Annotated in this window: 35 protein-coding genes; 32 read left to right on the top strand and 3 right to left on the bottom strand. The window is 67.9% G+C overall.

The genetic code is table 11. The annotated features are described in order from the left end of the window. The 31 genes from rpsS (at window position 1) to glmM (ending at window position 20072) form a co-directional block, all read left to right on the top strand. Complete coding sequence (gene rpsS / locus ACZ4XJ_RS30130; RefSeq protein ID WP_008739713.1) at window positions 1-282, top strand: 30S ribosomal protein S19; 282 nt, start codon at window positions 1-3, stop codon at window positions 280-282. 43 nt (window positions 283-325) lie between these two features. Next, a complete protein-coding gene (gene rplV, locus ACZ4XJ_RS30125) occupies window positions 326-673 on the top strand; it encodes a 50S ribosomal protein L22 (RefSeq protein ID WP_362882716.1) in 348 nt (115 codons plus the stop codon). Further along, the gene (rpsC, locus tag ACZ4XJ_RS30120; RefSeq protein ID WP_008739710.1) at window positions 673-1515 is read left to right on the top strand and encodes a 30S ribosomal protein S3; all 843 of its coding nucleotides are present in this window, start codon (window positions 673-675) and stop codon (window positions 1513-1515) included. Before rplV ends, rpsC begins: the two co-directional genes overlap by 1 nt. 5 nt (window positions 1516-1520) lie before the next feature. Then, window positions 1521-1940, top strand: a complete 420-nt coding sequence (gene rplP / locus ACZ4XJ_RS30115) for a 50S ribosomal protein L16 (protein ID WP_030026326.1) — start codon at window positions 1521-1523, stop codon at window positions 1938-1940. Next, window positions 1940-2164 (top strand): 50S ribosomal protein L29, encoded by a 225-nt coding sequence (gene rpmC / locus ACZ4XJ_RS30110; RefSeq protein ID WP_008739703.1) that lies wholly within the window; start codon window positions 1940-1942, stop codon window positions 2162-2164. The genes rplP and rpmC overlap by 1 nt, the downstream gene beginning before the upstream one ends. Beyond that, window positions 2164-2448 (top strand): 30S ribosomal protein S17, encoded by a 285-nt coding sequence (gene rpsQ / locus ACZ4XJ_RS30105; protein WP_362882666.1) that lies wholly within the window; start codon window positions 2164-2166, stop codon window positions 2446-2448. Before rpmC ends, rpsQ begins: the two co-directional genes overlap by 1 nt. 109 nt (window positions 2449-2557) lie before the next feature. After that, the gene (gene rplN / locus ACZ4XJ_RS30100) at window positions 2558-2926 is read left to right on the top strand and encodes a 50S ribosomal protein L14 (RefSeq protein ID WP_053682618.1); all 369 of its coding nucleotides are present in this window, start codon (window positions 2558-2560) and stop codon (window positions 2924-2926) included. A gap of 2 nt (window positions 2927-2928) precedes the next feature. Beyond that, complete coding sequence (rplX, locus tag ACZ4XJ_RS30095) at window positions 2929-3240, top strand: 50S ribosomal protein L24 (RefSeq protein WP_030008468.1); 312 nt, start codon at window positions 2929-2931, stop codon at window positions 3238-3240. After that, complete coding sequence (gene rplE / locus ACZ4XJ_RS30090; protein WP_030008469.1) at window positions 3240-3791, top strand: 50S ribosomal protein L5; 552 nt, start codon at window positions 3240-3242, stop codon at window positions 3789-3791. The genes rplX and rplE overlap by 1 nt, the downstream gene beginning before the upstream one ends. A gap of 5 nt (window positions 3792-3796) precedes the next feature. Continuing rightward, window positions 3797-3982, top strand: coding sequence for a type Z 30S ribosomal protein S14 (locus ACZ4XJ_RS30085; protein WP_003956452.1), 186 nt, complete (start codon window positions 3797-3799; stop codon window positions 3980-3982). A gap of 223 nt (window positions 3983-4205) precedes the next feature. Then, window positions 4206-4604, top strand: coding sequence for a 30S ribosomal protein S8 (rpsH, locus tag ACZ4XJ_RS30080; protein WP_007265911.1), 399 nt, complete (start codon window positions 4206-4208; stop codon window positions 4602-4604). A gap of 20 nt (window positions 4605-4624) precedes the next feature. Then, a complete protein-coding gene (gene rplF / locus ACZ4XJ_RS30075; RefSeq protein ID WP_362882669.1) occupies window positions 4625-5164 on the top strand; it encodes a 50S ribosomal protein L6 in 540 nt (179 codons plus the stop codon). Window positions 5165-5166: 2 nt separating this feature from the next. Beyond that, on the top strand, window positions 5167-5550 hold the full coding sequence (rplR, locus tag ACZ4XJ_RS30070; RefSeq protein WP_008739696.1) for a 50S ribosomal protein L18: 384 nt from the start codon (window positions 5167-5169) through the stop codon (window positions 5548-5550). A gap of 45 nt (window positions 5551-5595) precedes the next feature. Then, window positions 5596-6198: a 30S ribosomal protein S5 gene (gene rpsE / locus ACZ4XJ_RS30065; protein WP_073912880.1), complete on the top strand. Its 603-nt coding sequence runs from the start codon at window positions 5596-5598 to the stop codon at window positions 6196-6198. Continuing rightward, on the top strand, window positions 6198-6380 hold the full coding sequence (gene rpmD, locus ACZ4XJ_RS30060) for a 50S ribosomal protein L30 (RefSeq protein WP_053682614.1): 183 nt from the start codon (window positions 6198-6200) through the stop codon (window positions 6378-6380). Before rpsE ends, rpmD begins: the two co-directional genes overlap by 1 nt. Window position 6381: 1 nt before the next feature. Then, window positions 6382-6837, top strand: coding sequence for a 50S ribosomal protein L15 (gene rplO / locus ACZ4XJ_RS30055; protein ID WP_008739693.1), 456 nt, complete (start codon window positions 6382-6384; stop codon window positions 6835-6837). Window positions 6838-7024: 187 nt separating this feature from the next. Then, window positions 7025-8341: a preprotein translocase subunit SecY gene (gene secY / locus ACZ4XJ_RS30050; protein ID WP_362882671.1), complete on the top strand. Its 1317-nt coding sequence runs from the start codon at window positions 7025-7027 to the stop codon at window positions 8339-8341. Continuing rightward, complete coding sequence (locus ACZ4XJ_RS30045) at window positions 8341-8988, top strand: adenylate kinase (protein ID WP_362882673.1); 648 nt, start codon at window positions 8341-8343, stop codon at window positions 8986-8988. The genes secY and ACZ4XJ_RS30045 overlap by 1 nt, the downstream gene beginning before the upstream one ends. 98 nt (window positions 8989-9086) lie before the next feature. Beyond that, the gene (gene map, locus ACZ4XJ_RS30040; protein ID WP_362882674.1) at window positions 9087-9938 is read left to right on the top strand and encodes a type I methionyl aminopeptidase; all 852 of its coding nucleotides are present in this window, start codon (window positions 9087-9089) and stop codon (window positions 9936-9938) included. Window positions 9939-10076: 138 nt separating this feature from the next. Continuing rightward, window positions 10077-10298 carry a translation initiation factor IF-1 gene (gene infA / locus ACZ4XJ_RS30035; protein WP_014047798.1) on the top strand — a complete coding sequence of 74 codons (222 nt, stop codon included), beginning with the start codon at window positions 10077-10079 and terminating at the stop codon, window positions 10296-10298. A 71-nt stretch (window positions 10299-10369) separates the two neighbouring features. Beyond that, complete coding sequence (rpmJ, locus tag ACZ4XJ_RS30030) at window positions 10370-10483, top strand: 50S ribosomal protein L36 (RefSeq protein ID WP_003956441.1); 114 nt, start codon at window positions 10370-10372, stop codon at window positions 10481-10483. Window positions 10484-10682: 199 nt separating this feature from the next. Beyond that, window positions 10683-11063, top strand: coding sequence for a 30S ribosomal protein S13 (gene rpsM / locus ACZ4XJ_RS30025; RefSeq protein ID WP_150518306.1), 381 nt, complete (start codon window positions 10683-10685; stop codon window positions 11061-11063). Between the two features lie 54 nt (window positions 11064-11117). Beyond that, window positions 11118-11522, top strand: a complete 405-nt coding sequence (rpsK, locus tag ACZ4XJ_RS30020) for a 30S ribosomal protein S11 (RefSeq protein ID WP_006376016.1) — start codon at window positions 11118-11120, stop codon at window positions 11520-11522. A 139-nt stretch (window positions 11523-11661) separates the two neighbouring features. Then, window positions 11662-12684, top strand: coding sequence for a DNA-directed RNA polymerase subunit alpha (locus tag ACZ4XJ_RS30015; protein ID WP_008739666.1), 1023 nt, complete (start codon window positions 11662-11664; stop codon window positions 12682-12684). Window positions 12685-12781: 97 nt separating this feature from the next. Continuing rightward, on the top strand, window positions 12782-13246 hold the full coding sequence (gene rplQ, locus ACZ4XJ_RS30010) for a 50S ribosomal protein L17 (protein WP_281204238.1): 465 nt from the start codon (window positions 12782-12784) through the stop codon (window positions 13244-13246). 169 nt (window positions 13247-13415) lie between these two features. Further along, window positions 13416-14267: a tRNA pseudouridine(38-40) synthase TruA gene (truA, locus tag ACZ4XJ_RS30005; protein ID WP_362882676.1), complete on the top strand. Its 852-nt coding sequence runs from the start codon at window positions 13416-13418 to the stop codon at window positions 14265-14267. Window positions 14268-14333: 66 nt separating this feature from the next. Next, on the top strand, window positions 14334-15953 hold the full coding sequence (locus ACZ4XJ_RS30000; protein WP_468498020.1) for an ABC-F family ATP-binding cassette domain-containing protein: 1620 nt from the start codon (window positions 14334-14336) through the stop codon (window positions 15951-15953). A 107-nt stretch (window positions 15954-16060) separates the two neighbouring features. Further along, window positions 16061-17338 (top strand): glycosyltransferase family 87 protein, encoded by a 1278-nt coding sequence (locus ACZ4XJ_RS29995; protein ID WP_362882680.1) that lies wholly within the window; start codon window positions 16061-16063, stop codon window positions 17336-17338. Window positions 17339-17570: 232 nt separating this feature from the next. Continuing rightward, entirely contained in the window at window positions 17571-18014 is a 444-nt protein-coding gene (gene rplM / locus ACZ4XJ_RS29990; protein ID WP_073912858.1) for a 50S ribosomal protein L13, read from the top strand. 42 nt (window positions 18015-18056) lie between these two features. Beyond that, window positions 18057-18578 carry a 30S ribosomal protein S9 gene (gene rpsI / locus ACZ4XJ_RS29985; RefSeq protein WP_362882682.1) on the top strand — a complete coding sequence of 174 codons (522 nt, stop codon included), beginning with the start codon at window positions 18057-18059 and terminating at the stop codon, window positions 18576-18578. A 135-nt stretch (window positions 18579-18713) separates the two neighbouring features. Beyond that, a complete protein-coding gene (gene glmM, locus ACZ4XJ_RS29980; RefSeq protein WP_362882684.1) occupies window positions 18714-20072 on the top strand; it encodes a phosphoglucosamine mutase in 1359 nt (452 codons plus the stop codon). Window positions 20073-20128: 56 nt separating this feature from the next. Here glmM and ACZ4XJ_RS29975 read toward each other — a convergent pair whose 3' ends face one another. The 3 genes from ACZ4XJ_RS29975 to ACZ4XJ_RS29965 form a co-directional block, all read right to left on the bottom strand. Then, a complete protein-coding gene (locus tag ACZ4XJ_RS29975) occupies window positions 20129-21091 on the bottom strand; it encodes a DUF389 domain-containing protein (protein ID WP_362882685.1) in 963 nt (320 codons plus the stop codon). Window positions 21092-21122: 31 nt separating this feature from the next. Continuing rightward, on the bottom strand, window positions 21123-22142 hold the full coding sequence (gene coaA, locus ACZ4XJ_RS29970) for a type I pantothenate kinase (protein WP_383989078.1): 1020 nt from the start codon (window positions 22140-22142) through the stop codon (window positions 21123-21125). Between the two features lie 80 nt (window positions 22143-22222). After that, on the bottom strand, window positions 22223-22438 hold the full coding sequence (locus tag ACZ4XJ_RS29965) for a hypothetical protein (RefSeq protein ID WP_468498019.1): 216 nt from the start codon (window positions 22436-22438) through the stop codon (window positions 22223-22225). A gap of 14 nt (window positions 22439-22452) precedes the next feature. Between ACZ4XJ_RS29965 and ACZ4XJ_RS29960 the strand changes: the two genes are divergently transcribed. Continuing rightward, a complete protein-coding gene (locus ACZ4XJ_RS29960) occupies window positions 22453-23223 on the top strand; it encodes a hypothetical protein (protein ID WP_362882688.1) in 771 nt (256 codons plus the stop codon). The last annotated feature ends 114 nt before the right edge of the window (window positions 23224-23337 follow it).

The raw sequence follows: 23337 nt of genomic DNA, 5'->3' as shown, positions 1-23337 counted from the left end.
ATGCCGCGCAGTCTCAAGAAGGGGCCCTTCGTCGACGACCACCTCGTAAAGAAGGTGGACGTCCAGAACGAAGCCGGCACCAAGAACGTCATCAAGACCTGGTCCCGTCGCTCGATGATCATCCCCAGCATGCTGGGTCACACCATCGCGGTGCACAACGGCAAGACCCACGTCCCGGTGTTCGTCACCGAGTCGATGGTCGGCCACAAGCTCGGCGAGTTCTCGCCGACTCGCACCTTCCGCGGCCACGTCAAGGACGACCGGAAGTCGAAGCGCCGCTAAAGGCGGGGTGGTTACGACTATGACTTACACCGAAGGGACAACCATGGAAGCCAGGGCCCAGGCGCGGTACATCCGCGTCACGCCCATGAAGGCCCGCCGAGTGGTGGACCTTATCCGTGGCATGGATGCCACGGAGGCTCAGGCGGTCCTGCGTTTCGCCCCGCAGGCCGCGAGCGTGCCGGTTGGCAAGGTGCTGGACAGCGCCATTGCCAACGCCGCACACAACTACAACCACCCGGACGCCTCTTCGCTGGTCATCAGCGAGGCGTACGTGGACGAGGGCCCGACCCTGAAGCGGTTCCGTCCGCGTGCCCAGGGCCGTGCCTACCGGATCCGCAAGCGGACCAGCCACATCACCGTGGTCGTCAGCAGCAAGGAAGGTTCCCGGTAATGGGCCAGAAGGTAAACCCGCACGGGTTCCGGCTCGGCATCACCACCGACTTCAAGTCGCGTTGGTACGCCGACAAGCTGTACAAGGACTACGTCAAGGAAGACGTCGCCATCCGCAGGATGATGACGTCCGGCATGGAGCGCGCCGGCATCTCGAAGGTTGAGATCGAGCGCACCCGTGACCGCGTGCGTGTGGACATCCACACCGCTCGTCCGGGCATCGTCATCGGTCGCCGTGGCGCCGAGGCCGACCGCATCCGCGGTGACCTCGAGAAGCTCACGGGCAAGCAGGTCCAGCTGAACATCCTCGAGGTCAAGAACCCCGAGCTCGATGCCCAGCTGGTCGCCCAGGCCGTTGCCGAGCAGCTCTCCTCCCGCGTCTCCTTCCGTCGCGCCATGCGTAAGAGCATGCAGGGCACGATGAAGGCCGGCGCCAAGGGCATCAAGATCCAGTGTGGCGGTCGCCTCGGCGGCGCCGAGATGTCCCGCTCCGAGTTCTACCGCGAGGGTCGTGTGCCGCTGCACACGCTGCGCGCGAACGTGGACTACGGCTTCTTCGAGGCCAAGACCACCTTCGGCCGTATCGGTGTGAAGGTCTGGATCTACAAGGGCGACGTCAAGAACATCGCCGAGGTTCGCGCCGAGAACGCTGCGGCCCGTGCGGGTAACCGCCCGGCCCGTGGTGCTCAGGGCGCTGGCGACCGTCCCGCCGGCCGTGGTGGCCGTGGTGGCGAGCGCGGCGGCCGTGGTGGCCGCAAGCCGCAGCAGGCTGCTGGTGCCGAGGCCCCCAAGGCCGACGCTCCCGCCGCCGCTCCGGCCGAGAGCACCGGAACGGAGGCCTGACCGACATGCTGATCCCTCGTAGGGTCAAGCACCGCAAGCAGCACCACCCGAAGCGCCGCGGTATGGCCAAGGGCGGTACTGAGGTCTCGTTCGGCGAGTACGGCATCCAGGCGCTGACCCCGGCGTACGTGACGAACCGCCAGATCGAGGCGGCTCGTATCGCGATGACCCGCCACATCAAGCGTGGCGGCAAGGTCTGGATCAACATTTACCCGGACCGCCCGCTCACCAAGAAGCCTGCCGAGACCCGCATGGGTTCCGGTAAGGGTTCTCCCGAGTGGTGGATCGCGAACGTGCACCCGGGCCGGGTCATGTTCGAGCTGTCCTACCCGAACGAGAAGATTGCTCGTGAGGCGCTCACCCGCGCTGCTCACAAGCTTCCGATGAAGTGCCGGATTGTTCGGCGCGAGGCAGGTGAGTCGTGATGGCGACGGGAACCAAGGCGTCCGAGCTGCGCGAGCTCGGCAACGAGGAGCTCGTTGGCAAGCTGCGCGAGGCCAAGGAGGAGCTGTTCAAGCTCCGCTTCCAGGCGGCCACGGGTCAGCTGGAGAACAACGGCCGGCTCAAGTCCGTCCGTAAGGACATCGCTCGCATCTACACCCTGATGCACGAGCGTGAGCTCGGTATCGAGACGGTGGAGAGCGCCTGATGAGCGAGAAGAACGTGACTGAGACCCCCGAGCAGCGCGGTTTCCGCAAGACCCGTGAGGGTCTGGTCGTCAGCGACAAGATGGACAAGACCGTCGTCGTCGCTGTCGAGGACCGCGTCAAGCACGCGCTGTACGGCAAGGTCATCCGCCGTACGAACAAGCTCAAGGCTCACGACGAGCAGAACGCTGCCGGCGTCGGCGACCGCGTCCTCATCATGGAGACGCGTCCGCTGTCGGCGAGCAAGCGCTGGCGCATCGTCGAGATCCTCGAGAAGGCCAAGTAATCAGTCCGGGGGGTTTCCCCCGGATTCGTTCCGCCAGGCTCGGTGGGGGCGAGCGCTCTTCGGAGCGTGAAGCCCCCGCCGGGAACCGGCAGACAAACAGGAGATACACGTGATCCAGCAGGAGTCGCGACTGCGTGTCGCCGACAACACTGGTGCCAAGGAGATCCTTTGCATCCGTGTTCTCGGTGGTTCCGGTCGCCGCTACGCGGGCGTCGGTGACGTCATCGTCGCCACCGTCAAGGACGCGATCCCCGGCGGCAACGTGAAGAAGGGTGACGTCGTCAAGGCTGTCATCGTTCGCACCGTCAAGGAGCGCCGCCGCCAGGACGGCTCGTACATCCGCTTCGACGAGAACGCCGCTGTCATTCTGAAGAACGACGGCGACCCTCGCGGCACCCGTATCTTCGGCCCGGTGGGCCGTGAGCTGCGCGAGAAGAAGTTCATGAAGATCATCTCGCTCGCGCCGGAGGTGCTGTAAGCATGAAGATCAAGAAGGGCGACCTGGTTCAGGTCATCACCGGCAAGGACAAGGGCAAGCAGGGCAAGGTCATCGTCGCCTTCCCCGCTGACAACCGCGTCCTGGTCGAGGGTGTCAACCGGGTCAAGAAGCACACCAAGGCCGCGCAGAACCAGGCCGGCGGCATCGTCATCACCGAGGCCCCGGTCCACGTGAGCAACGTTCAGCTGGTTGTGGAGAAGGACGGCAAGAAGGTCGTCACCCGCGTCGGCTACCGCTTCGACGACGAGGGCAACAAGATCCGCGTTGCCAAGCGGACGGGTGAGGACATCTGATGGCTACCACTCCGCGTCTCAAGACGAAGTACCGCGAGGACATCGCGGGCAAGCTGCGTGAGGAGTTCTCCTACGAGAACGTCATGCAGATTCCCGGCCTCGTGAAGATCGTGGTCAACATGGGTGTGGGCGACGCCGCCCGCGACTCCAAGCTGATCGACGGCGCCATCAAGGACCTGACGACGATCACCGGTCAGAAGCCGGCCGTCACGAAGGCCCGGAAGTCCATCGCGCAGTTCAAGCTGCGTGAGGGTCAGCCGATCGGCTGCCACGTCACCCTCCGTGGTGACCGCATGTGGGAGTTCCTGGACCGTACGCTGTCGCTCGCGCTGCCGCGTATCCGTGACTTCCGTGGTCTGTCGCCGAAGCAGTTCGACGGCCGTGGCAACTACACCTTCGGTCTCACGGAGCAGGTCATGTTCCACGAGATCGACCAGGACAAGATCGACCGTACCCGGGGTATGGACATCACCGTGGTCACCACGGCGACCAACGACGCTGAGGGCCGCGCGCTCCTTCGTCACCTCGGCTTCCCCTTCAAGGAGGCGTAAGCGAGATGGCGAAGAAGGCTCTCATCGCGAAGGCTGCCCGCAAGCCCAAGTTCGGTGTGCGTGCGTACACCCGCTGCCAGCGCTGCGGTCGCCCCCACTCCGTGTACCGCAAGTTCGGCCTGTGCCGCGTGTGCCTTCGTGAGATGGCTCACCGTGGCGAGCTGCCGGGCGTGACCAAGAGCTCCTGGTAACTCCCTCTCGTCCGTAAGGACTTGAGAAGTACCAGGCACTCTCGGTAAGCATCTGGACGGCGGATGCCCACCCGCGCATGCCTTAGGCTTGTGTGGTTGGGCGTCCGCCGCCCATAACGACTTACTACGCCGTAGGTCCCCGCGCCGCACCCGTCCCGCCTCTGAGTGGGGAGAGGGATGGCGCATACAGGAAACCCCGGCGAGAGAGGCCGAAGGCCACTTCATGACCATGACTGACCCGATCGCAGACATGCTCACTCGTCTGCGTAACGCTAACTCGGCGTACCACGACACCGTCGTGATGCCGCACAGCAAGATCAAGTCGCACATCGCAGAGATCCTCAAGCAGGAGGGTTTCATCACCGGCTGGAAGGTCGAGGACGCCGAGGTCGGCAAGAACCTCGTCCTCGAGCTGAAGTTCGGGCCGAACCGCGAGCGCTCCATTGCGGGCATCAAGCGGATCTCGAAGCCCGGTCTGCGCGTGTACGCGAAGTCCACCAACCTGCCGAAGGTGCTCGGCGGCCTGGGCGTGGCGATCATCTCCACGTCCCACGGTCTCCTCACCGGCCAGCAGGCAGGCAAGAAGGGCGTAGGTGGGGAAGTCCTCGCCTACGTCTGGTAGTCGGGAACGGAGGAAAAGCAATGTCGCGAATCGGCAAGCTCCCCATCCAGGTTCCCGCCGGTGTGGACGTCACCATCGACGGCCAGACGGTCGGCGTGAAGGGCCCCAAGGGCACCCTCACGCACACCGTCAAGGCGCCGATCGAGATCGTCAAGGGTGAGGACGGCGTCCTGAACGTCACCCGCCCCAACGACGAGCGTCAGAACAAGGCCCTGCACGGCCTGTCCCGCACGCTGGTGGCGAACATGATCACCGGTGTGACCACGGGATACGTCAAGGCTCTCGAGATCAGCGGTGTCGGTTACCGCGTCGCCGCGAAGGGCTCCAACCTGGAGTTCCAGCTTGGTTACAGCCACCCGATCCTGATCGAGGCGCCCGAGGGCATCTCCTTCAAGGTCGAGTCGCCCACCAAGTTCTCGGTCGAGGGCATCGACAAGCAGAAGGTCGGCGAGGTCGCCGCCAACATCCGCAAGCTGCGGAAGCCCGACCCGTACAAGGCCAAGGGTGTCAAGTACGCCGGCGAAGTCATCCGCCGCAAGGTCGGAAAGGCTGGTAAGTAGCCATGGCATACGGTGTGAAGATCGCCAAGGGCGACGCGTACAAGCGCGCTGCCAAGGCTCGCCGCCACATCCGCATTCGCAAGAACGTGTCGGGTACGGCGGAGCGTCCGCGCCTCGTCGTGACGCGTTCCAACCGCAACATCGTTGCTCAGGTCATCGACGACCTCCAGGGTCACACCCTGGCGTCCGCGTCGACCCTGGACACCTCGATCCGCGGTGGCGAAGGCGACAAGAGCGCCCAGGCCCAGGCCGTCGGCGCGCTCGTGGCCGAGCGTGCGAAGGCTGCCGGCGTGGAGACCGTTGTCTTCGACCGCGGTGGCAACCGATACGCCGGGCGCATTGCCGCTCTGGCTGACGCCGCCCGCGAAGCCGGGCTGAAGTTCTAAGCCCCGGTTCCGGGACTCACGGACGTAACAGAGAGAGGTAATCCAATGGCTGGACCCCAGCGCCGCGGAAGCGGTGCCGGTGGCGGCGAGCGGCGGGACCGGAAGGGTCGCGACGGTGGCCCTGCCGCCGAGAAGACCGCTTACGTTGAGCGCGTTGTCGCGATCAACCGCGTCGCCAAGGTTGTCAAGGGTGGTCGCCGCTTCAGCTTCACCGCGCTGGTCGTGGTGGGCGACGGTGACGGCACTGTAGGTGTCGGTTACGGCAAGGCCAAGGAAGTTCCCGCGGCCATCGCCAAGGGTGTCGAGGAAGCCAAGAAGTCCTTCTTCAAGGTTCCGCGCATCCAGGGCACCATTCCTCACCCGATCACGGGCGAGCGTGCCGCGGGCGTCGTGCTCCTGAAGCCGGCTTCCCCCGGTACCGGTGTTATCGCCGGTGGCCCGGTGCGCGCCGTTCTGGAGTGCGCCGGCGTTCACGACATCCTGTCGAAGTCGCTCGGCTCTTCGAACGCGATCAACATCGTGCACGCGACCGTGGCGGCCCTCAAGGGCCTGCAGCGTCCCGAGGAGATCGCGGCTCGCCGTGGTCTGCCCCTCGAGGACGTCGCCCCCGCGGCTCTGCTTCGTGCACGTGCCGGGGCGGGTGCGTAATGGCTCGCCTCAAGATCACGCAGACGAAGTCGTACATCGGCAGCAAGCAGAACCACCGCGACACTCTGCGTTCGCTCGGGCTCAAGCGCCTGAACGACGTGGTCGTCAAGGAGGACCGCCCCGAGTTCCGCGGAATGGTGCAGACCGTCCGCCACCTCGTGACGGTTGAGGAGGTTGACTAACATGGCTGAGAACAGCCCGCTGAAGGCCCACAACCTCCGTCCCGCCCCCGGCGCCAAGACCGCGAAGACCCGTGTCGGTCGTGGTGAGGCGTCGAAGGGTAAGACGGCCGGTCGTGGTACGAAGGGCCAGAAGGCCCGTTACCAGATCCCGCAGCGCTTCGAGGGTGGGCAGATGCCCCTCCACATGCGTCTGCCGAAGCTCAAGGGCTTCAAGAACCCGTTCCGCACCGAGTTCCAGGTCGTGAACCTGGACAAGCTCGGCGCTCTCTACCCCGAGGGTGGAGAAGTCACGGTGGCCGACCTGGTCGCCAAGGGCGCGGTTCGCAAGAACAGCCTCGTCAAGGTCCTGGGCCAGGGCGAGCTCTCCGTGGCGCTGCAGGTTTCGGTTGACGCCGTCTCCGCCTCCGCCAAGGAGAAGATCGCCGCTGCCGGCGGCACCGTCACCGAGCTCGTCTAAGACAAAACTCAGTGACAAATAGCTAGAAACCCGACCGGGGATGCCTCACATATGGGGCATCCCCGGTTGGTCGTTCCACGGGGGGTGTAGTCGCCGGTAAGGTGGCCTGCACCTTTGCTTGTACGTATTCGTCGATCCCTCAGACCGTCACCTCTGACGCAGTAGCGCGGGGGTCGCAGGAGGCACCGTGCTCACCGCGTTCGCCCGGGCGTTCAAGACGCCCGACCTGCGCAAGAAGCTGCTCTTCACGCTCGGCATCATCGTGCTGTATCGGCTCGGGTCCCACATCCCGGTACCCGGCGTGAGCTACAAGAACGTTCAGATCTGTCTGGACCAGATGGGGAATGGCAGCAACAGCCTCTTCGGTCTGGTCAACATGTTCAGCGGCGGTGCGCTGCTGCAGATCACGATCTTCGCGCTCGGCATCATGCCCTACATCACGGCGAGCATCATCCTGCAGCTGCTGACCGTGGTCATCCCGAAGCTGGAGACCCTCAAGAAAGAGGGCCAGTCCGGCACGGCGAAGATCACTCAGTACACGCGCTATTTGACGGTCGCGCTCGCGATCCTGCAGGGCACCGGTCTCGTCGCCACCGCGCGGACCGGAGCGCTGTTCGGGAACTGCTCGGTCGCCTCGCAGATCGTCCCCGACCGGTCGATCTTCACCACCGTCGTCATGGTGATCACCATGACCGCCGGTACCTGTGTCGTCATGTGGCTCGGTGAGCTCATCACCGACCGCGGCATCGGCAACGGAATGTCGATCCTGATGTTCATCTCGATCGCCGCCGGCTTCGTCGGCTCCCTCTGGACGATCAAGCTCCAGGGCAAGATCGCCGGAGGCTGGGTCGAGTTCGGCGTGGTCATGCTCGTCGGTCTCGCGATGGTCGGCCTCGTCGTCTTCGTGGAACAGGCACAGCGCCGGATTCCGGTCCAGTACGCGAAGCGCATGATCGGCCGCCGTGCCTACGGCGGTACCTCGACCTACATCCCGCTCAAGGTGAACCAGGCGGGCATCATCCCCGTCATCTTCGCCTCGTCGCTGCTGTACATCCCGGCCCTGGTGGTGCAGTTCAGCGGCTCGACCGCCGGCTGGGCCAACTGGATCCAGAAGCACTTCGTCAAGGGCGACCACCCGTACTACATCGCCGTCTACTTCCTCCTGATCGTCTTCTTCGCGTTCTTCTACGTGGCGATCTCGTTCAACCCCGAGGAAGTTGCCGACAACATGAAGAAGTATGGTGGCTTCATCCCGGGCATCCGCGCCGGCCGGCCGACCGCCGAGTACCTGAGCTACGTACTCAACCGGATCACCTGGCCCGGCTCGCTGTACCTGGGTCTCATCGCTCTTGTGCCGACAATGGCGTTGGCGGGCTTCGGGGCGAACCAGAACTTCCCGTTCGGCGGGACGAGCATCCTGATCATCGTGGGTGTGGGTCTGGAAACCGTGAAGCAGATCGAGAGCCAGCTCCAGCAGCGCAATTACGAAGGGTTCCTCCGCTGATGCGAATCGTCCTCGTCGGACCGCCCGGTGCGGGCAAGGGAACGCAGGCTGCGTACCTCGCCAAGAACCTGAACATCCCGCACATCTCCACGGGCGACCTGTTCCGGGCCAACATCAGCCAGGGCACGGACCTGGGCCTGCGCGCGAAGGCGTTCATGGACGCCGGCGACCTCGTCCCCGACGAGATCACCATCGGCATGGCCAAGGACCGCATGGAGCAGCCGGACGCCGTGAACGGTTTCCTGCTCGACGGGTTCCCGCGCAACGTCTCGCAGGCCGAGGCCCTCGACGCGATGCTCGTGTCCGGAAGCATGGAGCTGGACGCCGTCCTCGACCTGGAGGTCGAGGAGGACGAGGTCGTCAAGCGCATCGCCGGCCGTCGCGTGTGCCGCAAGGACTCCGCGCACGTCTTCCACGTCACGTACGCCGCGCCGAAGACCGAGGGTGTCTGCGACACCTGCGGTGGCGAGCTGTACCAGCGCGACGACGACTCCGAGGCCACGGTCCGCAACCGGCTGGAGGTCTACCACACGCAGACCGAGCCGATCATCGACTACTACAAGGCCCAGGGCCTGCTGGTGACCATCCCGGCCCTCGGTGAGGTCGCGGACGTCACCAAGCGTGCGATGGACGCCCTGCAGAAGTAGTCCCGCTGTAAATGCGTGCGCGTACGGCCGCGGTGTCCTTGGGGCATCGCGGCCGTACTGTTGAGAAGACCCGGTTTCGAAGGTGGAAGGCCCGTTTCATGGTTCAGATCAAGACCCCCGAGCAGATCGCGAAGATGCGCGAGGCAGGGTTGGTCGTCGCCGCGATCCACGCGGCGACCCGTGAGGCCGCGGTGCCCGGCTCCACGACCCGGGATCTGGACATGGTGGCGCGCAAGGTCATCGCGGACGCCGGCGCCAAGTCGAACTTCCTCGGCTACGGCGGTTTCCCCGCGACGATCTGCACGTCGGTGAACGAGGTCGTCGTCCACGGCATTCCGGACGACAAGACGGTCCTCAAGGACGGCGACATCATCTCCATCGACGCGGGCGCCATCATCGACGGCTGGCACGGCGACGCGGCGTACACGGCCTTCGTGGGCGACGGTCACGCCCCGGAGCTGGTCGAGCTGTCCCGGGTCACCGAGGAGTCGATGTGGGCGGGCATCGCGGCGATGAAGCTCGGCAACCGCCTGGTCGACATCTCGAAGGCGATCGAGACGTACATCAAGCGCCAGCCGCGTCCCACGACGGGTGAGCACAGCCTCGGCAAGTTCGGGATCATCGAGGACTACGGCGGCCACGGCATCGGGTCCGAGATGCACATGGACCCGCACCTGCTGAACTACGTCTCGCGCAAGCGGGGCAAGGGCATCAAGCTCGTCCCCGGCCTGTGCCTGGCGATCGAGCCGATGGTCTCGCTGGGCACCGCCCAGACGGAGGTACTGGCGGACGACTGGACGGTCATCACGACGGACGGGACCTGGTCCTCGCACTGGGAGCACTCCATCGCGCTGACCGAGGCCGGGCCCATCGTCCTGACCAGCCCGGACTGCGGGAAGGCGAAGTTGGCGGAGTACGGCGTCACGACGGCGCCGGACCCGCTCGGTTAATGATCTAGACTCTGGGGCACACTTTCCGGATTCGTCTTTCTCGGTGCCCTGACGTAGACTGACTCGTCGGCTCTCGTGCACTTCCATGTCTGCATGGCGCATGAGGTCGATCAAGGTAGCCGATTCGAAAGGCGAAGCGTGGCCAAGAAGCAAGGTGCCATCGAAATCGAGGGCACCGTGATCGAGTCCCTCCCGAACGCGATGTTCCGGGTGGAACTCCAGAACGGTCACAAGGTCCTCGCGCACATCAGCGGCAAGATGCGCATGCACTACATCCGCATCCTCCCTGATGACCGGGTCGTCGTGGAGCTCTCCCCGTACGACCTGACGCGTGGCCGGATCGTCTACCGATACAAGTAGATCTTGTCTTCACTCCCGACCGGGCATTCGTCCGGCGCGGGTGGTGGCACTGACCCGGAGAACCTCACCCAATGAAGGTCAAGCCGAGCGTCAAGAAGATCTGCGACAAGTGCAAGGTGATCCGCCGTCACGGTCGGGTCATGGTCATCTGCGACAACCTGCGCCACAAGCAGCGCCAGGGCTGACGCACGCCGACCGACCTGCCTTCCGCAGTTCTTCGCGCGACGTAAGAAAACGTACATACGCAGAATCCGCCCAGCTCCGACAGGAGCCGGCGGCACCTCCGGCGGGGGCCGGGGACCCGGACGTACCACCACCCATCAGGTGTGGTCGGCGGTCGGGGTCGATTCTGCTGAAGACCCCCGAACACACAGGAGCCATTGAATGGCACGCGTTTCCGGTGTTGACATCCCGCGCGAAAAGCGCGTGGAGATCGCACTCACCTACGTCTTCGGTGTCGGTCGCACCCGGTCCAAGGAAATCCTTGCGGCCACCGGTGTGAACCCGAACACCCGCGTTCGTGACCTGGCCGAAGAAGACCTGGTCAAGATCCGCGAGTACGTGGACGCCAACCTCCGCACCGAGGGTGACCTCCGCCGCGAGATCCAGGCCGACATCCGCCGCAAGGTCGAGATCCAGTGCTACCAGGGTATTCGCCACCGTCGTGGCCTCCCGGTGCACGGTCAGCGCACCAGCACGAACGCCCGTACCCGCAAGGGTCCGCGTCGCGCGATCGCCGGTAAGAAGAAGCCGGGCAAGAAGTAGTCCTGTTCAGCGGTCTTGCGCTGTAGGACCGACCACCTCCCGTAGGAGATTTAGATGCCCCCCAAGGGTCGTCAGGGCGCTGCCAAGAAGGTGCGCCGCAAGGAAAAGAAGAACGTCGCTCATGGGCACGCCCACATCAAGAGCACGTTCAACAACACGATCGTCTCGATCACGGACCCCGCGGGCAACGTGATCTCCTGGGCCTCCGCCGGCCACGTCGGCTTCAAGGGCTCGCGCAAGTCCACCCCCTTCGCCGCGCAGATGGCCGCCGAGTCGGCCGCCCGCCGCGCGCAGGAGCACGGCATGCGCAAGGTCGACGTCTTCGTCAAGGGTCCCGGCTCCGGCCGTGAGACCGCGATCCGCTCCCTCCAGGCCACCGGCCTCGAGGTCGGCTCGATCCAGGACGTCACCCCCACCCCGCACAACGGCTGCCGTCCGCCGAAGCGCCGCCGCGTCTGACGCGACGGACGCACCTGTGCGTCTTTGAGTGTTCGGGCGGTACGAACCCCTTCGGGGGGACGTGCCGCCCGTACCCTTGCGGTACGTAGTGCCCGTCGGACGTCAAATAGTGGGCGTCCACGAATGAAGGAACACAGACATGCTGATCGCTCAGCGTCCCTCGCTGACCGAAGAGGTCGTCGACGAGTACCGCTCGCGGTTCGTGATCGAGCCGCTGGAGCCGGGCTTCGGCTACACCCTCGGTAACTCCCTGCGCCGCACCCTGCTCTCCTCGATCCCGGGTGCCGCCGTCACGAGCATCCGCGTGGACGGCGTGCTGCACGAGTTCACCACCGTGCCGGGTGTCAAGGAAGACGTCACCGACATCATCCTCAACATCAAGCAGCTGGTCGTCTCCTCGGAGCACGACGAGCCGGTCGTGATGTACCTGCGCAAGCAGGGTCCCGGCCTGGTCACCGCCGCCGACATCGCGCCCCCGGCCGGTGTCGAGGTGCACAACCCGGACCTGGTCCTCGCCACGCTCAACGGCAAGGGCAAGCTGGAGATGGAGCTGACCGTCGAGCGCGGTCGCGGCTACGTCTCCGCCGTCCAGAACAAGCAGCTGGGCCAGGAGATCGGTCGCATCCCGATCGACTCCATCTACAGCCCGGTCCTCAAGGTCACCTACAAGGTCGAGGCGACCCGAGTCGAGCAGCGCACCGACTTCGACAAGCTGATCGTCGACGTCGAGACCAAGCAGGCCATGCGCCCGCGCGACGCCATGGCGTCCGCCGGTAAGACCCTGGTCGAGCTGTTCGGTCTGGCGCGCGAGCTCAACATCGACGCCGAGGGCATTGACATGGGCCCCTCGCCGACGGACGCGGCCTTGGCCGCCGATCTGGCGCTGCCGATCGAGGAGCTCGAGCTCACGGTCCGCTCGTACAACTGCCTCAAGCGCGAGGGCATCCACTCCGTGGGTGAGCTCGTGGCGCGTTCCGAGGCCGACCTGCTCGACATCCGCAACTTCGGTGCGAAGTCGATCGACGAGGTCAAGGCGAAGCTCGCCGGCATGGGTCTGGCCCTCAAGGACAGCCCGCCCGGATTCGACCCGACCGCCGCCGCCGACGCCTTCGGCGCCGACGACGACGCGGACGCCGGTTTCGTCGAGACCGAGCAGTACTGAGCCTCGGCTCGCAGCACAGACTTTCCCGCGGCGTCCGCCTCGGGGGAACTGACACCGGTACCTGACACGGCCGGTGCAGATATGAAGGAGTAACACCATGCCGCGTCCCGCAAAGGGTGCCCGTCTGGGCGGCAGCGCCGCGCACGAGAAGCACCTCCTCGCGAACCTCGCGAAGTCGCTCTTCGAGCACGGCCGCATCACCACCACCGAGGCCAAGGCCCGTCGCCTGCGTCCCTACGCCGAGCGTCTGGTCACCAAGGCCAAGAAGGGCGACATCCACAACCGTCGCCTGGTGCTGCAGACGATCACGGACAAGAGCATCGTGCACACGCTCTTCACCGAGATCGCCCCGCGCTACGAGAACCGCCCCGGTGGTTACACGCGCATCACCAAGATCGGCAACCGTCGTGGCGACAACGCCCCGATGGCGGTCATCGAGCTGGTCGAGGCCCTGACGGTCGCCCAGCAGGCCACTGGTGAGGCCGAGGCCGCCACCAAGCGCGCCGTGAAGGAGGCGGAGGCCACCGAGGCTCCCGCCGCCGAGGAGACCAAGGAGGCCTGATCCCCTTCCGGGATCACGCCGAACGGCTCTGAACGGGCCCGCCCCTTCCCGGGGCGGGCCCGTTCCCGCGTTCTCCCGGGTACACGGCCCGGGAACACGACCCTGGAACACGGCCCGGGAACACAGCCGGGGAACACGGCCCTGGAACACCCCTGAGAGGATCGGTCACGTGAGTGACGAGGTGGAGCCCGGGCACGTCCGGGTGCGGCTGGACCTGTCGTACGACGGCAAGGACTTCTCCGGCTGGGCGAAGCAGCGCGTGCTGCGGACCGTGCAGGGCGAGCTGGAGTCGGCACTGCGGACCGTGATGCGGCTCGCGGACCCCGTCGAGCTGACCGTCGCCGGTCGTACGGACGCGGGTGTGCACGCCCGCGGGCAGGTCGCCCAGTTCGACCTGGCCGAGGAGGTGTGGGCCGAGCACCGGGACAAGCTGCTGCGCCGGCTCGCCGGACGGCTCCCGCAGGACGTACGGGTCTGGCGGGCCGCCGAGGCCCCCGAGGGCTTCAACGCCCGGTTCTCGGCCATCTGGCGCCGCTACGCCTACCGCGTCGGCGACCACCGGGCCGGGGTGGACCCGCTGCGCCGCGGACACGTGCTGTGGCACCAGTGGCCGCTGGACGTCGACGCCATGAACGAGGCCGCCGCCGCGCTGCTCGGGGAGCACGACTTCGCCGCGTACTGCAAGAAGCGCGAGGGCGCCACGACGATCCGTACGCTCCAGCAGCTCCGCTGGGAGCGGGCCGACGACGGGATCATCACCGCGACCGTCCGCGCCGACGCCTTCTGCCACAACATGGTCCGCTCGCTGGTGGGCGCGCTGCTGCACGTCGGCGACGGGCACCGGCCGGTGACCTGGCCCGGCGAGGTGCTGGCCGCCGGCGTACGGGACTCCTCGGTCCACGTGGTGAAGCCGCACGGGCTCACCCTGGAGGAGGTCGGCTACCCCGCCGACGAACTGCTGGCCGCCCGCAGCAAGGAAGCGCGCAACCTGCGGACCCTGCCGGGAGCCGGCTGCTGCTGATCCATCGGTCCGCCGATCCGCATGTGCGTTTGGGCGGATCGCGGGGGGACCGGGACAATGCCCGGCATGGGACATCTTGAAGCCAACCACCTGGAGTACTACCTTCCCGACGGGCGGGTCCTGCTCCCCGACGTCTCCTTCCGCGTGGGGGAAGGCTCGGTGGTGGCCCTGGTGGGGGCGAACGGCGCCGGCAAGACCACCCTGCTCAAGCTGATCTCCGGCGAGCTCCAGCCGCACGGCGGCGGCGTCGCCATCAGCGGCGGGCTCGGCGTGATGTCGCAGTTCGTGGGCTCGGTCCGGGACGAGACGACCGTACGGGACCTGCTGGTCTCGGTGTCGCAGCCGCGGATCCGGGCGGCGGCCGAGGCCGTGGACCGGGCCGAGCACCTGATCCTGACCGTCGACGACGAGGCCGCGCAGATGGCCTACGCGCAGGCGCTCAGCGACTGGGCCGACGTCCAGGGTTACGAGGCGGAGACCCTGTGGGACGTCTGCACGACGGCCGCGCTGGACATCCCGTACGACAGCGCCCAGTACCGCGAGGTGCGCACGCTGTCGGGCGGTGAGCAGAAGCGGCTCGTGCTGGAGGCGCTGCTGCGCGGACCGGACGAGGTGCTGCTGCTCGACGAGCCGGACAACTACCTCGACGTCCCGGGCAAGCGGTGGCTGGAGGAGCAGCTGAGGGCCACCCGCAAGACGGTGCTCTTCGTCTCCCACGACCGGGAGCTGCTGACCCGGGCCGCGGAGAAGATCATCAGCCTGGAGGCGAGCCCGACCGGCTCCGACGTGTGGGTGCACGGCGCGGGCTTCGGCACGTACCACGACGCCCGCAAGGAGCGCTTCGCCCGTTTCGAGGAGCTGAAGCGGCGCTGGGACGAGGAGCACGCCCGGCTGCGGGCGCTGGTGCTGCGGCTGCGCAACCAGGCGGCGAGCAGCCCGGACATGGCCTCGCGGTATCGGGCGATGCAGACCCGCTTCCAGAAGTTCGAGGACGCCGGCCCGCCGCCGGAGCCGCCGCGGGAGCAGGACATCCGGATGCGGCTCAAGGGCGGTCGTACCGGGGTGCGGGCGCTGACGGTGGAGAACCTGGAGCTCACCGGGCTGATGAAGCCCTTCTCGTTGGAGGTGTTCTACGGGGAGCGGGTCGCGGTGCTCGGCTCGAACGGCTCCGGGAAGTCGCACTTCCTGCGCCTGATGGCGGGCGAGGACGTCAAGCACACCGGTACGTGGAAGCTGGGCGCCCGGGTGGTGCCGGGGCACTTCGCGCAGACCCACGCGCACCCCGAGCTGTTCGGGCGCACGCTCGTGGACATCCTGTGGACGGAGGCGGCCAAGCCGCTGGGCCAGGCGATGGGCGCGTTGCGCCGCTACGAGCTGGAGCGACAGGGCGACCAGCCCTTCGAGAAGCTTTCGGGCGGTCAGCAGGCGCGCTTCCAGATCCTGTTGCTGGAGCTGGCCGGCACCACGGCGCTGCTGCTGGACGAGCCGACGGACAACCTCGACCTGGAGTCGGCGGAGGCGCTGCAGGACGGCTTGGAGTCCTACGACGGCACCGTGTTGTGCGTCACGCACGACCGGTGGTTCGCGCGCACATTTGACCGTTACCTGGTCTTCGGTTCGGACGGTGTTGTGAGGGAGACTCAGGAGCCCGTCTGGGACGAACGTCGGGTTGAGCGCAAGCGCTGAGGGGAAGCCGCGCGTTCGACGGACGCGGTCCCGCCCGGGACGAACGTCGGGTTGAGCGCGAGCGCTGAGGGGCGACCATCCCCCGCGCCGGTGAAGTGGGAGGCGTCGTGGGGCTGCGGCCTAGCACCTGGCTCATCAAGTGGGACCACCCGGAAGCGGGGGACCGGCTGACCGTCTGGCTGCTCAGGCCGGCGCCCCGGTCCCTGCGGGTGGTCTCCCTCGTGGTGCTGCTGACCGTCGCGGTGTCGACGAGCCTGCGCGCCAACTGGGGTTCGGACAACGCCTTCGTGGTCAAGGCCGCCGACGCGCTGATGGCCGGGATCTCCCCGTACGAGGACAAACGCTTCCTCTACCTGCCGAGCGCCGTGATCATGGCGGTGCCGGAGGCCCTGTTGCCGCGCGAGGTGCTGCGCTGGCTGTTGCCGGTGGGCATCTCGGGGCTGGTCGGGGTGGGGTGGTGGGCGGCGCTGCGGCTGTTCTCGGTGCCGCTGTGCTCCCGGTTCGCGGTGGGCGGCCTCGGCCTGTTGGCGTTGGCCTACGAGCCGTACGCGAACCTCGTGCTGATCGGCAACTGGACGGCGATCTCGGCGGCCGCCCTGCCGGTGGCGCTGCTGCTGGCGCACCGGCGTTCGTGGGGCGCGGCCGGGTTGGTGGTGGGGCTGGCGATCGCCTGCAAGCCGATGCTGGTGCCGATCGGGTTGCTCTTCGTGCTGGCCCGGCAGTGGCGGGGGCTCGCGCCGGCGGTGCTGGTGCCGGTGGGGATGTCGCTGGTCGGGGCGCTGCTGATGCCGAGCCCGACGTTGTTCTTCACCAAGACGCTGCCGTTCCTGTTCCAGGGGCAGGACGCCTACGCGCTGCCGTGGGACGCCTCGCCGATCGCGGTGCTGCCCCGGCTGGGGGTGCCGGCGCCGGTGGCGGTGCTGGTGGCCTTCGCGGGGGCGTCGGTCGTGCTGTGGGGGGCGTGGACGCGGTGGCGGCGGGCCGACGCGGACGCGGGGGAGCTGCGGCTGGTGGAGACGGCCTGCATGGTGATGCTCGCCGCGTTCCTGGTGTCGCGTCCGTCCTTCGACCACTACCTGCTGGTGGTGCTCCCGCTGCTGCTGGCGTCGGGGGTGCGGGAGGGCTCGATGCCGCGCACGCCTTGGTTCTGGGTGGCGCTGGTGCCGCAGACGGCGGGCATCCCGTGGCCCTCGGAGGTCGAGCGCAAGCGGCGTGCCTTTCGGGACGCGGCGACCCTGTGCGGGCTGGCCTTTCTGCTGGCGCGTCGTGTGCTGCGTCCGGGACGGGTTACTCTGGACCCTGTAACAACTGCGGGGTCCCCACCCAGGACCGAACCGGAGTGCGCCGCGACGCCAGCAGAATCGGCATCGCGGACCGCGTTTTGACCCGTCTCGGGTCTGCTGGGTATCCTGCTGGTTTGTTATGCGTATTGGCTTTCTCATTCTCACGTGAAAGGCCTTGCGCCGGTCCACCGGACCGATGACCAGCAGTTCGCGCACGGGTTGCGTCCCCGATGCGAACGAGGGCTGTCGTGATCGTCCGTGGTGACCCTGTCAGGACCTTCCCGTGGGGCTTGCGCCCTTGGGATACCACCACTGAAGAAGCGAAGGCATACGCGTGCGTACGTTCAGCCCCAAGCCCGGCGACATCTCGCGCCAGTGGCTCGTCATCGACGCCCAGGACGTTGTCCTCGGCCGTCTGGCGACCCAGGCCGCTGCCCTCCTGCGGGGTAAGCACAAGCCGACCTACGCCCCCCACATGGACATGGGCGACTTCGTCATCATCGTCAACGCCGACAAGGTTCACCTGTCCGGCAACAAGGCGACCCAGAAGATGGCGTACCGCCACTCGGGTTACCCGGGCGGTCTCCGTTCGGTGCGCTACGACGACCTCCTGGCGAACAACCCGGAGAAGGCCGTCGAGAAGGCCATCAAGGGCATGCTCCCCAAGAACACCCTGGGCCGTCAGATGCTCTCGAAGCTGAAGGTCTACTCGGGCGACCAGCACCCCCACGCTGCCCAGCAGCCGGTGCCGTTCGAGATCACCCAGGTCGCGCAGTAGTTCCGGCCACCCCCTAAGACGTAGAAAATTCTGAGGAGCATCGTGGCCGAGACCACCGCCGAGACGACCCCCGTCGAAGAGTTCGAGGGCAACGTCGAGGAGTACACCAGCGAGTCCGAGGTCGTCGTCGAGGGCGACTACACCTCCGAGTCCCTTGCCGGCCGCTTCGGCGACCCCCAGCCGGCCGCCGGCCTGGGCCGTCGCAAGAACGCCATCGCCCGCGTCCGGATCGTTCCGGGCACCGGCAAGTGGAAGATCAACGGTCGCACCCTTGAGGACTACTTCCCCAACAAGGTGCACCAGCAGGAAGTCAACGAGCCCTTCAAGCTCCTGGAGCTCGACGGCCGCTACGACGTCATCGCCCGCATCTCGGGTGGCGGCGTCTCCGGCCAGGCCGGTGCCCTGCGCCTCGGTGTCGCCCGTGCGCTGAACGAGGCGGACGTGGACAACAACCGCCCGGCGCTGAAGAAGGCCGGCTTCCTCTCCCGCGACGACCGTGCGGTCGAGCGCAAGAAGGCCGGTCTCAAGAAGGCCCGTAAGGCTCCGCAGTACAGCAAGCGTTAATCTGCGCCTGCTGTTCTGCAACGAAACCGCCCCGGCAGCACTCTCTGTGCTGCCGGGGCGGTTCGTTTACCGCCATAAGCGGCAAATAGATGTCACAAGCGGTCACAAGCGATGCGTGAACTCGGGAGGACAACAGTGGGACGACTCTTCGGGACGGACGGTGTACGAGGCGTCGCCAACGCGGATCTGACGGCCGAGCTCGCGCTCGGCCTCTCCGTTGCGGCGGCGCACGTACTGGCCGAGGCGGGCACCTTCGCGGGCCACCGGGCCACGGCGGTCGTGGGCCGCGATCCGCGCGCGTCGGGCGAGTTCCTGGAGGCCGCGGTCGTCGCGGGCCTCGCGAGCGCCGGCGTGGACGTCCTGCGCGTCGGTGTGCTGCCCACCCCGGCGGTGGCGTATCTCACCGGTGCGCTGGGCGCCGACCTCGGCGTGATGCTCTCCGCCAGCCACAACGCCATGCCCGACAACGGCATCAAGTTCTTCGCGCGCGGCGGGCACAAGCTCGCCGACGACCTGGAGGACCGGATCGAGTCCGTCTACGAGGAGCACCGCACGGGCGCGCCCTGGGACCGGCCCACCGGCTCCGGCGTCGGCCGGGTCTCCGACTACACGGAGGGCTTCGACAAGTACGTCGCCCACCTGATCGGCGTGCTGCCCAACCGTCTCGAAGGCCTCAAGGTCGTCCTGGACGAGGCGCACGGCGCGGCGGCGTACGTGTCCCCGGAGGCCTTCACCCGGGCCGGCGCGGAGATCATCACCATCGGCGCCGAGCCCGACGGGCTGAACATCAACGACGGCTGCGGCTCCACCCACCTCGACCTGCTGAAGCAGGCCGTCGTGGAGCACGGCGCCGACTTCGGCGTCGCGCACGACGGGGACGCCGACCGCTGCCTGGCGGTGGACCACACCGGAGCCGAGGTCGACGGCGACCAGATCCTCGCGGTGCTGGCCCTGGCCATGCGCGAGTCGGGTCAGCTGCGCGAGAACACCGTGGTCGGCACCGTCATGTCGAACCTGGGCTTCAAGCTGGCGATGGAGGCCGAGGGCATCCAGGTCGTGCAGACCGGGGTCGGCGACCGCTACGTGCTGGAGTCGATGAAGGAGCACGGCTACGCGCTGGGCGGCGAGCAGTCCGGCCACGTGATCATCCTCGACCACGCGACGACGGGCGACGGCACCCTGACCGGGCTGCTGCTGGCGGCGCGGATCGCGGCCACCGGGCGGACCCTGGCCGAGCTGGCCGGGGTGATGACGCGGCTGCCGCAGATCCTGATCAACGTGCCCGACGTGGACAAGTCCCGGGTGACCACCTCCGGCGAGCTGGCCGCGGCGGTCACCGAGGCCGAGCGGGAGCTCGGGACGACCGGCCGGGTGCTGCTGCGTCCGTCCGGTACGGAGCCGCTCGTACGGGTGATGGTGGAGGCCGCCGACATCGAGCAGGCCCGCGCGGTCGCCGGGCGGCTCGCGGACGTCGTGAAATCGGCGCTCGGCTAGGTCGAACTCCTGCCGCACGCGTGGGCCGGTCCGTAGGTCGGGCCGGCCCGCGCGCGTCAGCGGCCGGGGGCGCCGCCCTTGGTCAGGCGGGTCCAGCGTCCCTGCTGGGTCCGCCACAGCGCTTTCTGCCCGTACATGGTCAGGACGCCCGCCAGCATGATCCCGGCCAGGTTCAGCAGGAGCTGTTCCACCGAGCCCCACATCTGGGCGAACTCGGCGTAGGCGAGGGCCACGGCCGCGTTCGCGGCGGCCGGGACGGTGGTCACCGAGATGGCCACGCCGACCAGCGCCCCCGACTTCGCGGAGGTCAGGGAGAGCACCCCGGCCGCGCCGGCGAGCAGCGAGACCACGAAGGAGAACGGGTCGGGCTGCCAGATGAACCCGGTGTTGGGGCGGGGCCGATCCAGCATCCCCGGCTCGAACTGGCCGATCGCGTCCATGCCCAGGGTGAACAGGGTGGTGGCGGCCATCGCCGCCGCGAAGCCGATCAGCAGCGCGGACAGGGACCGCAGCGCGAGCCGGGGCTCGCGCCGTACGATCCCGACGCACACCCCGGCGAGCGGGCCGAACTCCGGTCCGACGGCCATGGCGCCCACGATGAGGACCGCGTTGTCGAGGACGACGCCGCAGGCCGCGATCATCGTCGCGAGGATCATGAACGCGCAGTAGGTGACGCTGAGCGTCGACTCCTCGTGGGTGGCCTCCGTCAGCTGCTTCCACAGCACGGCGTCGGCGGCCTCTCCCGGGGCCTCCTCCTCGGCGGAGTCGGCCCGCCGCGACAGCGACAGGTCGATGTTCTCCACGGCGATGGAGCCGTCCGCGTCGAGGCCCAGTTCCTGGAGCTCCTGGAGGAGCTCGTCACCGGCCTCGCGGGCGACGTCGCACAGGACGAGGTCGCCGGGCGGGACGCGGGCCGCGCCCTTGAGCACGACCAGATGGGTGGTTCCGACCGTCTTCTCGACGACCGCGACCACGGCGTCCGTCCGGTCCGGCGGGCTGATCATCCGCAGGTGCAGCATGCACCGCACCCTAGCGAAGCGGTCGGCGCCGCTACAGCTTGCGCAGGCTCAGCTTCTGCACCTTGTGGTCCGGCCCCTTGCGCACGACGAGGGTGGCGCGGCCGCGGGTGGGGGCCACGTTCTCCATCAGGTTGGGCTTGTTGACGGTCCGCCACATCGTCTGCGCGTACTCCAGCGCCTCCTCCTCGGAGACCTGCGTGTACTTGCGGAAGTAGGAGAACGGGTTCTGGAACGCGGTGGCGCGCAGCTTGCGGAAGCGGCCCAGGTACCAGCGCTCGATGTCCTCCGGGCGGGCGTCCACGTACACGCTGAAGTCGAAGTAGTCGGCGAGACCGACACGGGTGCGGCCGTCCTTGCCCGGCAGGGCCGGCTGGAGGACGTTGAGGCCCTCCACGATGAGGATGTCCGGGCGCCGCACCACGAGTTGCTCGTCCGGGACGATGTCGTAGATGAGGTGGGAGTAGACCGGGGCGGTCACCTCGTCCTTGCCGGCCTTGATGTCGGCGACGAACCGGGTCAGCGCCCGCCGGTCGTAGGACTCGGGGAAGCCCTTGCGGGAGGTCAGGCCGCGCCGCTGGAGCTCCTTCATCGGGTACAGGAAGCCGTCCGTGGTGACCAGTTCCACCCGGGGGTGCTCCGGCCAGCGGGCCAGCAGTGCCTGGAGCAGACGGGCCACCGTGGACTTGCCGACGGCGACCGAACCGGCGACGCCTATGACGAAGGGCGTGCCCTGCTGGGCGCCGTGGCCGTTGCCCGCGTCGCCGAGGAAGGTGTTCAGGGTGCCGCGCAGGTTGCTGGTGGCCCCGACGTACAGGTTCAGCAGCCGGGACAGCGGCAGGTAGACGTCGCGCACCTCGTCGAGGTCGATGACGTCCCCCAGCCCGCGCAGCTGCTCCACCTCGTCCGCGGTCAGGGGCAGCGGCGTGCGCTCGCGCAGCGCGCTCCACTCGGCCCGGGTGAGGTCGACGTACGGGGAGGCGTCGGGGGCCCGGCGGGGGCCGGTGCGCTCCGCCCCGCGCTCCGGCGTGCCACGCGTCGGCGATGTGATCACAGGGCCATTGTCGGGGCTCGGGGGCGTCCGTGGGTGGTGGGGTCGGTCACGTCGCCCGGTACGGGACGGATCGGGGCAGGTCAGACACGGTTTCGGGGGAAGTGCGCGGGGTTGTGCGCGAGCAGGTGTCGATCGGAGCCCCGGGACGTCTCGGCAGCATCACGATTGCCGGGGCGCGCCGCGATCCCGATCGCTTGATCGACCGGCGCCCGTACATTGATCGTCATCGCGGCCTTGACGCACGCCCCGCCCGGCGGGGCGCCGCTCGGGCTGCCCTGCTGCTCGTCGTGATCCATGGGGGAGAACCATCGTGCGTACCGCACTCGTCCGTCGTACCGTCCTGACCGCTTCCGCGGTGTCCCTGGGCCTGCTGGTCACCGCCTGCGGTTCGGGTGACTCCGACGCCAAGACGGACGCCAAGCCGTCGGCGGCCGCCAGTGGCGCGGCGTCCTCGGCGCCCGCCGCGAAGGGCCGGACGGACGCCGAGGTGGCGGCCCTGGTCGTCACCCAGGCCGACCTCGCGGACCAGATCGTCTCGGCCGAGAGCGCCGCCAAGGTCGTCGCGATGCCGGCCGAGGCCGACAACGCCGCCTGCAAGCCGCTGGTCCAGATCATGGCGTCGCAGAAGCCCGGCGCGGCCAGTGGCCTCGGCCGCACCGGCTCCAAGGAGAAGCCCAAGGAGCTGCCGGCGAGCGCCACCGCCGAGGAGAAGGTCGAGGCCGCGCTGAAGGCGATCGGCGGCTCCCAGACGCTGGTGACCGTCACCTCGTACGACGGCAAGGGCGCCGAGGAGGCCCTCGCCGCGGTGAAGACCGCGGCCACCGCCTGCGCCGCCGGTTTCACCGTCACCTCGGACGGCGACAAGGTGAAGTTCGGCGCCGTCGCCCCGGGCACCGCCGTCACCGGTGGCGACGAGGCCGTGTCCTACGCCGCGCCCATGGACCTGGAGGACGGCGACAAGTCCGCCACCCACTTCGTGGTGGTGCGCAAGGGCAACACGCTGGCCACCTTCTACACCTGGGGCCTGAAGGCCGAGCAGCCGAAGACCGTCGTCGACGCGCAGGTCAAGAAGCTGGGCTGACCCGCCGGCGCCCGACCGGGCGCCCGCGTTCGAACAGGTCGTCGACCCCGTTCCGGTGGATTCACCGGAGCGGGGTTTTCGTCCTGTTCGGGTACGGGGCACGGGGCCGACATC

It is taken from the genome of Streptomyces sp. NPDC029836, from assembly GCF_055574495.1.
Note: the sequence above shows the minus strand (reverse complement) of the source record. Positions and strands in the feature narration are given on the sequence as shown.

What these genes read in the sequence shown, in the direction of transcription:
- rpsS (WP_008739713.1), top strand. Translation starts at nt 1, where the DNA reads ATGCCGCGCAGTCTCAAGAAGGGGCCCTTCGTCGACGACCACCTCGTA.
- rplV (WP_362882716.1), top strand. Translation starts at nt 326, where the DNA reads ATGGAAGCCAGGGCCCAGGCGCGGTACATCCGCGTCACGCCCATGAAG.
- rpsC (WP_008739710.1), top strand. Translation starts at nt 673, where the DNA reads ATGGGCCAGAAGGTAAACCCGCACGGGTTCCGGCTCGGCATCACCACC.
- rplP (WP_030026326.1), top strand. Translation starts at nt 1,521, where the DNA reads ATGCTGATCCCTCGTAGGGTCAAGCACCGCAAGCAGCACCACCCGAAG.
- rpmC (WP_008739703.1), top strand. Translation starts at nt 1,940, where the DNA reads ATGGCGACGGGAACCAAGGCGTCCGAGCTGCGCGAGCTCGGCAACGAG.
- rpsQ (WP_362882666.1), top strand. Translation starts at nt 2,164, where the DNA reads ATGAGCGAGAAGAACGTGACTGAGACCCCCGAGCAGCGCGGTTTCCGC.
- rplX (WP_030008468.1), top strand. Translation starts at nt 2,929, where the DNA reads ATGAAGATCAAGAAGGGCGACCTGGTTCAGGTCATCACCGGCAAGGAC.
- rplE (WP_030008469.1), top strand. Translation starts at nt 3,240, where the DNA reads ATGGCTACCACTCCGCGTCTCAAGACGAAGTACCGCGAGGACATCGCG.
- ACZ4XJ_RS30085 (WP_003956452.1), top strand. Translation starts at nt 3,797, where the DNA reads ATGGCGAAGAAGGCTCTCATCGCGAAGGCTGCCCGCAAGCCCAAGTTC.
- rpsH (WP_007265911.1), top strand. Translation starts at nt 4,206, where the DNA reads ATGACCATGACTGACCCGATCGCAGACATGCTCACTCGTCTGCGTAAC.
- rplF (WP_362882669.1), top strand. Translation starts at nt 4,625, where the DNA reads ATGTCGCGAATCGGCAAGCTCCCCATCCAGGTTCCCGCCGGTGTGGAC.
- rplR (WP_008739696.1), top strand. Translation starts at nt 5,167, where the DNA reads ATGGCATACGGTGTGAAGATCGCCAAGGGCGACGCGTACAAGCGCGCT.
- rpsE (WP_073912880.1), top strand. Translation starts at nt 5,596, where the DNA reads ATGGCTGGACCCCAGCGCCGCGGAAGCGGTGCCGGTGGCGGCGAGCGG.
- rpmD (WP_053682614.1), top strand. Translation starts at nt 6,198, where the DNA reads ATGGCTCGCCTCAAGATCACGCAGACGAAGTCGTACATCGGCAGCAAG.
- rplO (WP_008739693.1), top strand. Translation starts at nt 6,382, where the DNA reads ATGGCTGAGAACAGCCCGCTGAAGGCCCACAACCTCCGTCCCGCCCCC.
- ACZ4XJ_RS30045 (WP_362882673.1), top strand. Translation starts at nt 8,341, where the DNA reads ATGCGAATCGTCCTCGTCGGACCGCCCGGTGCGGGCAAGGGAACGCAG.
- map (WP_362882674.1), top strand. Translation starts at nt 9,087, where the DNA reads ATGGTTCAGATCAAGACCCCCGAGCAGATCGCGAAGATGCGCGAGGCA.
- rpmJ (WP_003956441.1), top strand. Translation starts at nt 10,370, where the DNA reads ATGAAGGTCAAGCCGAGCGTCAAGAAGATCTGCGACAAGTGCAAGGTG.
- rpsM (WP_150518306.1), top strand. Translation starts at nt 10,683, where the DNA reads ATGGCACGCGTTTCCGGTGTTGACATCCCGCGCGAAAAGCGCGTGGAG.
- rpsK (WP_006376016.1), top strand. Translation starts at nt 11,118, where the DNA reads ATGCCCCCCAAGGGTCGTCAGGGCGCTGCCAAGAAGGTGCGCCGCAAG.
- ACZ4XJ_RS30015 (WP_008739666.1), top strand. Translation starts at nt 11,662, where the DNA reads ATGCTGATCGCTCAGCGTCCCTCGCTGACCGAAGAGGTCGTCGACGAG.
- rplQ (WP_281204238.1), top strand. Translation starts at nt 12,782, where the DNA reads ATGCCGCGTCCCGCAAAGGGTGCCCGTCTGGGCGGCAGCGCCGCGCAC.
- ACZ4XJ_RS30000 (WP_468498020.1), top strand. Translation starts at nt 14,334, where the DNA reads ATGGGACATCTTGAAGCCAACCACCTGGAGTACTACCTTCCCGACGGG.
- ACZ4XJ_RS29975 (WP_362882685.1), bottom strand. Translation starts at nt 21,091, where the DNA reads ATGCTGCACCTGCGGATGATCAGCCCGCCGGACCGGACGGACGCCGTG.
- ACZ4XJ_RS29965 (WP_468498019.1), bottom strand. Translation starts at nt 22,438, where the DNA reads ATGGATCACGACGAGCAGCAGGGCAGCCCGAGCGGCGCCCCGCCGGGC.